Annotated in this window: 8 protein-coding genes; 5 read left to right on the forward strand and 3 right to left on the reverse strand. The window is 75.8% G+C overall.

What is annotated here, in order from left to right; all coding sequences use genetic code 11:
• Positions 1-4 precede the first annotated feature (4 nt).
• Positions 5-967 (forward strand): ROK family protein, encoded by a 963-nt coding sequence (locus ACFWEG_RS07055; RefSeq protein WP_387210076.1) that lies wholly within the window; start codon positions 5-7, stop codon positions 965-967.
• Positions 968-1,005: 38 nt separating this feature from the next.
• Positions 1,006-1,230: a DUF6011 domain-containing protein gene (locus tag ACFWEG_RS07060; protein ID WP_387210078.1), complete on the forward strand. Its 225-nt coding sequence runs from the start codon at positions 1,006-1,008 to the stop codon at positions 1,228-1,230.
• A gap of 160 nt (positions 1,231-1,390) precedes the next feature.
• On the opposite strand, the gene ACFWEG_RS07065 is transcribed toward ACFWEG_RS07060, so the two are convergent.
• A complete protein-coding gene (locus ACFWEG_RS07065) occupies positions 1,391-1,795 on the reverse strand; it encodes a hypothetical protein (protein WP_387210080.1) in 405 nt (134 codons plus the stop codon).
• A 134-nt stretch (positions 1,796-1,929) separates the two neighbouring features.
• Between ACFWEG_RS07065 and ACFWEG_RS07070 the strand changes: the two genes are divergently transcribed.
• Entirely contained in the window at positions 1,930-2,961 is a 1,032-nt protein-coding gene (locus tag ACFWEG_RS07070) for an NUDIX domain-containing protein (RefSeq protein WP_387210082.1), read from the forward strand.
• 21 nt (positions 2,962-2,982) lie between these two features.
• Here ACFWEG_RS07070 and ACFWEG_RS07075 read toward each other — a convergent pair whose 3' ends face one another.
• Complete coding sequence (locus ACFWEG_RS07075; protein ID WP_387210084.1) at positions 2,983-4,347, reverse strand: dipeptidase; 1,365 nt, start codon at positions 4,345-4,347, stop codon at positions 2,983-2,985.
• Between the two features lie 194 nt (positions 4,348-4,541).
• Between ACFWEG_RS07075 and ACFWEG_RS07080 the strand changes: the two genes are divergently transcribed.
• Positions 4,542-5,807 (forward strand): geranylgeranyl reductase family protein, encoded by a 1,266-nt coding sequence (locus ACFWEG_RS07080; RefSeq protein ID WP_387210086.1) that lies wholly within the window; start codon positions 4,542-4,544, stop codon positions 5,805-5,807.
• On the opposite strand, the gene ACFWEG_RS07085 is transcribed toward ACFWEG_RS07080, so the two are convergent.
• Positions 5,788-6,240, reverse strand: coding sequence for a nitroreductase family deazaflavin-dependent oxidoreductase (locus tag ACFWEG_RS07085; RefSeq protein WP_387210088.1), 453 nt, complete (start codon positions 6,238-6,240; stop codon positions 5,788-5,790). The genes ACFWEG_RS07080 and ACFWEG_RS07085 overlap by 20 nt on opposite strands.
• 127 nt (positions 6,241-6,367) lie before the next feature.
• On the opposite strand from ACFWEG_RS07085, the gene ACFWEG_RS07090 reads away from it, so the two are divergent.
• A complete protein-coding gene (locus ACFWEG_RS07090) occupies positions 6,368-7,090 on the forward strand; it encodes a TetR/AcrR family transcriptional regulator (protein ID WP_387210090.1) in 723 nt (240 codons plus the stop codon).
• The last annotated feature ends 22 nt before the right edge of the window (positions 7,091-7,112 follow it).

A 7,112-nucleotide genomic window follows, 5' to 3' on the forward strand; every position in this document is an offset into this window, starting at 1 on the left:
CGTCATGCAGAAGGACCTCGTCGCCGCGCTGGACATCGGCGGCACCAAGATCGCCGGCGCGCTCGTCGACGGCCGGGGCCGCATCGTCCACCGGACGCAGCGGCCCACCCCGGCCCAGGAGGGCGGCGAGACGGTCATGGCGGCCGTCCGGGAGGTCGTGGACGGGCTCGCCCACTCGCCGCTGTGGGAGCGCGCTCGGGCGTTCGGGATCGGCAGCGCGGGCCCGGTCGACGCGGGGGAGGGGACGGTCAGTCCGGTCAACATCCCCGGCTGGCGCCGGTTCCCGCTGGTGGGACGCGTCGAGGAGCTGACGGGCGGACTGCCGGTCACCCTGGTCGGGGACGGGGTGGCGATCACCGCCGCCGAGCACTGGCTGGGCGCGGCCCACGGCCACGACAACGCGCTCTGCATGGTCGTCTCCACCGGCGTCGGCGGCGGCCTCGTCCTGAACGGGGCCCTGCACCCGGGTCCGACCGGCAACGCGGGCCACATCGGGCACATCAGCGTCGACCTGGACGGCGACGCGTGCCCGTGCGGTGGGCGCGGCTGCGTCGAGCGGATCGCCAGCGGTCCGAACATCGCCGCCCGCGCGCTCGACCTCGGCTGGCGGCCGGGCCCCGACGGCGACGACACGGCGGCGGGCGTCGCGGAGGCCGCGCGGGCGGGCGACCCGGCCGCGCTCGCCTCCTTCGCGCGCGCGGCCCGCGCCCTCGCCGCCGGGATCGCCGCCACGGCGACGCTCGTCGAGATCGACATCGCGGTGATCGGCGGCGGCGTGGGCAAGGCCGGCGACGTGCTCTTCGACCCCCTGCGCGCGGCACTGGCCGACTACGCCACCCTGTCGTTCGTCCGGAACCTCACCGTGGTCCCCGCCCGCACCGGCACCGACGCCGGCCTCCTCGGCGCGGCTGCCGCGGCGGCGCCCGACATCACCCGCGACGACCCGCCGGTACGGATCGCGGGCTGAGGAGCGCCGACCGCGCCGCCTCGGGTAGACCTGATGCCATGACGGCACCCGACTCCGCCCCAGACGAGCCCCTGCCCGGCGCCCGGACCGAGCCCGGCGACCGCCCCCGCGTCCTGTGCGCCCTCTGCGGCCGCCCCCTGCGCGACCGCGAGTCCCGCCGCTGGGGCCTCGGCGAGGGCTGCCGCGAGAAGCTCCGCCTGCGCGGGGCGACCGGCCCGGGTCGCTTCGAGGTGGACCAGGACGAGCTCCCGGGGTTCGGGTAGGCACCGCGCCGCGCCGCGGGCCGCCGTGGCCGCGTGGCACGATCGCGCCCGCCGGGAAGCCGGCGCGCGCCCGCGCCGCGCGCGGCGGCACCGGCGGCGACCCGGCCGGGCCCGAGGCGCGTGTCGGAGCCCGGCCGCTCAGCCCCGGCCGGGACCGCCCTCAGTCGCCCGGCAGGGACCGCCGCACCGCGGCGTGGTCCAGGGGCATGACCGCGATCAGCACCGCGCCCTCGTCCGACCCGCACTCGACGATCGTCGAGCCCGGGTTGATCGAGATCCCCTCGCGGACCGAGGGCGAGCGGACACCGGTGCGGCGCAGGTCGGCGGGGAGGTCGACCGGCGGGCGGCCGCGGGCCGGGGTGGGCTGCCAGCGCACGGGGGTGCCCGGCAGGAGGGTGCCCGCGCGCCAGCGCGTGCCCTCCGCCTCGCGCCGGAGCATGCACGGGATCCCGACCGGACCCGGCTCGAGCGCCGCGCCGGCCCGCTCGGCCGCGCGCCGGCGGATCGCGCCGACCGCCAGCGCGGCGACGGCGAGCACCACCACCAGGATCACCAGAACTCTCATGCGCGCATTCAAACACCCGCCCCGGGCGCGGACGACGACGCTCCGGCGGCGGCGGGACAGGCGCTCTCACTGTGCGGCGGTTTTCGTGGCAGGGTGTTGCGGGCAGGCCGCAGAGGGCTACGGAGGGGGGAACCGTGATCGTCTGGCTGAACGGCGCGAGGGGCGCGGGCAAGAAGGACACGGCGCGCGAACTCGTCGAGCTCGTCCCGAACAGCGCGCTCCTCGACCCGGACGCGCTCGGCACGGCGCTGCGCACGCTGCTGCCGCCCAAGCGGCTGGCCGAGGTCGCCGACCCCCGGCAACTGCCCGTCTGGCGGCGGCTGGTCGTCGAGACCGCGGCCGCGCTGCTCGCCGAACTCGGCGGGGTGCTCGTGGTCCCGATGACGCTCCTCCGGCAGGAGGACCGCGACGAGATCTTCGGCGGGCTCGCCTCCCGGCGGATCCCGGTCCGCCATGTCCTGCTCGCCCCCGCCGAAACGATCCTGCGCACCCGGCTCGCGGCCCGCGCCGACGCAACCGGACCCGAGGAGGGCCTCGCGCCACCCGGCGACGCCGACGACCTGACCGCCTACCGGGCCGCGCTGCCCTGGCTCACCGCCGACGCGTACGTGCTCAACACGAGCACGGCGACACCGGCCGAGGCCGCCGGGCGGATCGCCGAGGCCGTCGCCGACGGCAGCGCGGGCATCTGCGCCATCGTGCAGACCCCCGAGCCGACCGCCGAGACGCTCGCCGCGGGGGTGCTGCTCTTCGACGAGCACGACCGGGTGCTGCTCGTGGACCCCACCTACAAGCCGGGCTGGGAGTTCCCCGGCGGCGTCGTCGAGCAGGGCGAGCCGCCCGCGCGCGGGGGAATGCGCGAGGTCGCCGAGGAGCTGGGACTGCACCTGGAGCGGGTGCCGACGCTGCTCGTCGTCGACTGGGAGCAGCCCAGGCCCCCGGGCTTCGGGGGCCTCAGGCTGCTCTTCGACGGCGGCCGGCTGGAGACGGCCGACGCCGACCGCCTGCTCCTGCCCGGCTCGGAGCTGCGCGGCTGGCGCTTCGTCACCGAGACCGAGGCGGCCAACATGCTCCCGCCGGTCCGCTACGAGCGCCTCCGTTGGGCCCTGCGCGCCCGCGAACGCGCCACGGTGCTCAACCTGGAAGCGGGCGTCCCGGTCGGCTGACGCCCGCGGACCGGCGGCGCGTCAGACCTCGCGCGAGCGCGCGTAGTTGACCAGGAAGTGCGCCTCGGCGACCGAGAGCCGCTCCAGTTCGTCGGGCGATACGGACTCGTTCGGCGCGTGGATCTGCGCCTCGGGCTCGCTGAGCCCGATGAGCAGGATCTCCGCCTCGGGGTAGAGCTGGGCGAGCGCGTTGGTCAGCGGGATGGAGCCGCCCTCGCCGGAGACCTGCATCTCCTCGCCGGAGTAGGCGACCCTCATCGCCTCGGCCATCGAGGTGTACGCCGGGCTGGTGACGTCGGCGCGGAACGCCTCGCCCTGCCCGACCTGCTCGATCGCCACCCGCGCGTTCCACGGCACGTGCGCCTCCAGGTGGGCGCGCAGAAGCTCCGTCGCCTTGCCGGCGTCCTGACCCGGCGGCACCCGCAGGCTGACCTGGGCCCGGGCGCTGGCGGGCACGGACGGCGTCGCACCCGCCACCGGCACGGCGTCGATGCCGATGACGGTGACCGCGGGGCGGGCCCAGATCCGGTCGGCGACCGAGCCGTGCCCGATCAGGTCCACCCCGTCGAGCACCTTCGCGTCCGCGCGGAAGTCGGCCTCCGGGTACTCCAGGCCCTCCCAGACCGCCTCGGCGTCCAGGCCGTCGACGGTGGTCGAACCGTCCTCCGCGCGCAGCGAGTCCAGGACCCGGATCAGCGCGGCGAGCGCGTCCGGGGCCGCCCCGCCGAACTGACCGGAGTGCAGGTTGCCCTCCAGGGTGTCGACGGTGATCCGCAGCATCGTCATGCCGCGCAGGGTCGCGGTGACCGTCGGCAGGCCGACCCGGAAGTTCCCGGTGTCGCCGATGACGACCGCGTCCGCGGCGAGCAGCCCGGGGTTCGCGCGCGCGTACCGCTCCAGGCCGCCGGTGCCCTGCTCCTCCGAGCCCTCCGCGATGAACTTGACGCCGACGGGCACCCCGCCGTTCGCCTTCAGCGCGCGCAGCGCGAGGAGGTGCATGATGACGCCGCCCTTGCAGTCGGCGGCCCCGCGCCCGTACCAGCGGCCGTCACGCTCCGTCAGTTCGAACGGCGGGGTGGTCCAGGCGCTCTCGTCGAGCGGCGGCTGCACGTCGTAGTGCGCGTAGAGCAGCACGGTCGGGGCACCCGCCGGGCCGGGCAGGTGGCCGTAGACGGACTGGGTGCCGTCGGGGGTGTCGAGCAGGGCGACGTCCTCGAAGCCCTCCGCGCGCAGCGCGTCTGCGACCCAGCCGGCCGCGTCCTCGCTGGCCGCGCGCGGGAAGTGGTCGAAGTCCGCGACCGAGGGGAAGGCCACCAGTTCCGCCAGCTCGTCCTTCGCGCGCGGCATCAGGGCCGCGACGGTCTCGGCGATCGGATTCGGCGACATGGGCACGCTCCAGGCAGGTACGACGTTGTGGGTACGAGGAGTGGTCGGGGGTACGCGTCCGGGAGGTCGGGCGCCGGTCCCCGGGACACGACTCGATCGCTGTCGATCCTGCCACAGCGGGGGCTCGCGGGCCCGCGCCGTAGGATGCGGTCGACAGCCACGGCGAACCGGACGAGCAGGAGCGGAAACACATCGTGAGCAGCGAGAACGCAGGCGACGCCGAGAGCTACGTGTGGGACGTCGTGGTGGTCGGCGCCGGACCGGCGGGCGCCTCGGCGGCCCACGCGGCCGCGACGGCGGGGCGCCGCGTCCTGCTCCTGGAGAAGGCGGAGCTGCCCCGCTACAAGACGTGCGGCGGCGGCATCATCGGCCCCTCCCGCGACTGCCTCCCGCCCGGCTTCGAACTGCCCCTCCAGGACCGGGTGTACGCGGTCACCTTCTCGCTGAACGGCCGCTTCGCCCGCACCCGCCGCTCCCGCCGCATGCTCTTCGGCCTCGTCAACCGCCCCGAGTTCGACCACGGCCTGGTCGAGGCCGCCCAGAAGGCCGGCGCCGAGCTGCGCACCGGGGCCGCGGTCACCTCCGTCGAGCAGCACGGCCCCGACGTCCCCGACCGCCGCACGGTCGCGGTGACCCTGCAGGGCGGCGAGACGCTGCTGGCCCGCGCGGTCGTCGGCGCGGACGGCAGCGCCAGCCGGATAGGAGCACACGTCGGCGTCCGGATGGGGCAGACGGACCTCGGCCTGGAGGCCGAGATCCCGGTCCCGCCCACGGTCGCCGAGGACTGGAAGGGCCGCGTCCTCATCGACTGGGGCCCGCTGCCCGGCAGTTACGGCTGGGTGTTCCCCAAGGGCGACACCCTCACGGTCGGTGTCATCTCCGCCAAGGGCGACGGCGCCGCGACCAAGCGCTACCTGGAGGACTTCATCGCCCGGCAGGGGCTGGCGGGGTTCGAACCGTCGGTCTCCTCCGGCCACCTGACCCGCTGCCGCACGGAGGACTCGCCGCTGTCGCGCGGCCGCGTCCTCGTCTGCGGCGACGCGGCCGGGCTCCTGGAGCCGTGGACCCGCGAAGGCATCTCCTTCGCCCTGCGCTCGGGGCGGCTGGCGGGGGAGTGGGCGGTCCGGATCGCCGAGGCCGGCGACGGGGTGGACGCCCGGCGGCAGGCGCTGAACTACGCCTTCGCAGTCAAGGCGGGCCTCGGGGTCGAGATGGCCGTCGGCCGCCGGATGCTGACGCTCTTCGAGCGCCGCCCCGGACTGCTGCACGCCACGCTGACCGGCGTGCGCCCCGCGTGGAACGCGTTCGCGCGGATCACCCGCGGCTCCACCACCCTGGGGCAGCTCGTGCGCAGCCACCCCACCGCGCAGCGCGCCCTGTCGGCCCTCGACCGGAGCGGACGCGGGGCGGGGGGCGAGGGCGGCGACGAGGCCCCCGCCGTCACGACGACGTCACGGTGATCCGGAAGACGGGGTGCCTGTGGGCCGCCGCGAGGAGCTCCTCGTCGGTGGACCTCGCGTCGACGTCGCCGAAGAAGCGGCCCACCTCCCAGCCCCACTTCTCCAGGTAGGTCCGCAGGATCACCGGCTTCTCGGCATCGGGGAGCTCGACTGCCGTGAACTCCCGGGTGCGGCGGCCGACCCGGAGCCGGCCGCCGCCGGCCGCCCGCAGGTTGCGCACCCACTCGGAGTGCCCTCGGGCCGACACCAGGTACGGGCCGCCCTCGTACGGGAGCGGGTTGACGGGGAGTCGGCGCCATTCGCCGCTCCTGCGGCCGAGCACGGACAGTTCCGCCGTCCCCGCGAGGCTCACGCCGCGCCGGGCGAGCCAACCGATCACCCCGTTGACCGCGTTGTCGAAGCGGCCCGGCCGGATGTAGTGCGTCGTCGTCACGCCAACCCCCCGTCGTTGTCGAGAGCAGTGCTCTCGCTTGACACGAGTATGGACGGAAGCGGTGCTCCAAAGCAAGAGCACTGCTCTCGTTCCGGTGCACCGATCCGAACGTGGGACACTGCTCTCCATGAGTAAGGAGCACGGCGTCATGGGCGCCCGCGAACGCGCCCGCACCGAGATCACCGCTTCGATCAAGGCCGAGGCCCGCCGCCAACTCGCCTCCGAGGGCCCCGCGAAGCTCTCCCTGCGCGCGGTCGCCCGCGAGCTCGGCCTGGTCTCCTCCGCCCTCTACCGCTACTTCCCCAGCCGCGACGACCTCCTCACCGCACTCATCGTCGACGCCTACGACGCCCTCGGCGCGGCCGCCGAAGCCGCTCTCGAGAGCTCACGGACCGCCCCCGCCCCCGCCCGCTGGTCGGCCGTCTGCGCCGCCGCCCGGACCTGGGCGCTCGCCCACCCGCAGGAGTACGCCCTCATCTACGGCTCCCCCGTCCCCGGCTACGCCGCCCCGCAGGCCACCGTCGTCCCCGCCTCCCGGATCGGGCTCGCCCTGATCGCCGTCGCCCGGGACGCCCACCGCGCCGGCCGGCTCGCCCTCCCGCGCGTCCCCGGCGACCTGCTCCCCGAGGCCCGCCGGATGAGCGCGGACTTCGCGCCCGACCTGCCGCCCTCCGTGGCCGTCACCCTCGTCGCCGCCTGGTCCCAGCTCTTCGGGCTGATCTCCTTCGAGCTGTTCGGCCAGTTCAACCGGGTCGTGGAGGCCCCCGAGGCGTTCTTCGCCCACGCCGTCCACCGCCTCGGCCGCGAGGTCGGCCTGCTCGACACCGGGCGCGGCGGCGCCGCGAACTGAGGCCCGCCGGGCACCCCGACGG

The organism is Streptomyces sp. NPDC060194 (genome assembly GCF_042728285.1).
GTDB lineage: Bacteria > Actinomycetota > Actinomycetes > Streptomycetales > Streptomycetaceae > Streptomyces.

Bases quoted from the DNA above. Each gene is read 5' to 3' on its own strand.
- ACFWEG_RS07055 (WP_387210076.1), top strand. From the start codon at position 5: ATGCAGAAGGACCTCGTCGCCGCGCTGGACATCGGCGGCACCAAGATC.
- ACFWEG_RS07060 (WP_387210078.1), top strand. From the start codon at position 1,006: ATGACGGCACCCGACTCCGCCCCAGACGAGCCCCTGCCCGGCGCCCGG.
- ACFWEG_RS07065 (WP_387210080.1), bottom strand. From the start codon at position 1,795: ATGAGAGTTCTGGTGATCCTGGTGGTGGTGCTCGCCGTCGCCGCGCTG.
- ACFWEG_RS07075 (WP_387210084.1), bottom strand. From the start codon at position 4,347: ATGTCGCCGAATCCGATCGCCGAGACCGTCGCGGCCCTGATGCCGCGC.
- ACFWEG_RS07090 (WP_387210090.1), top strand. From the start codon at position 6,368: ATGAGTAAGGAGCACGGCGTCATGGGCGCCCGCGAACGCGCCCGCACC.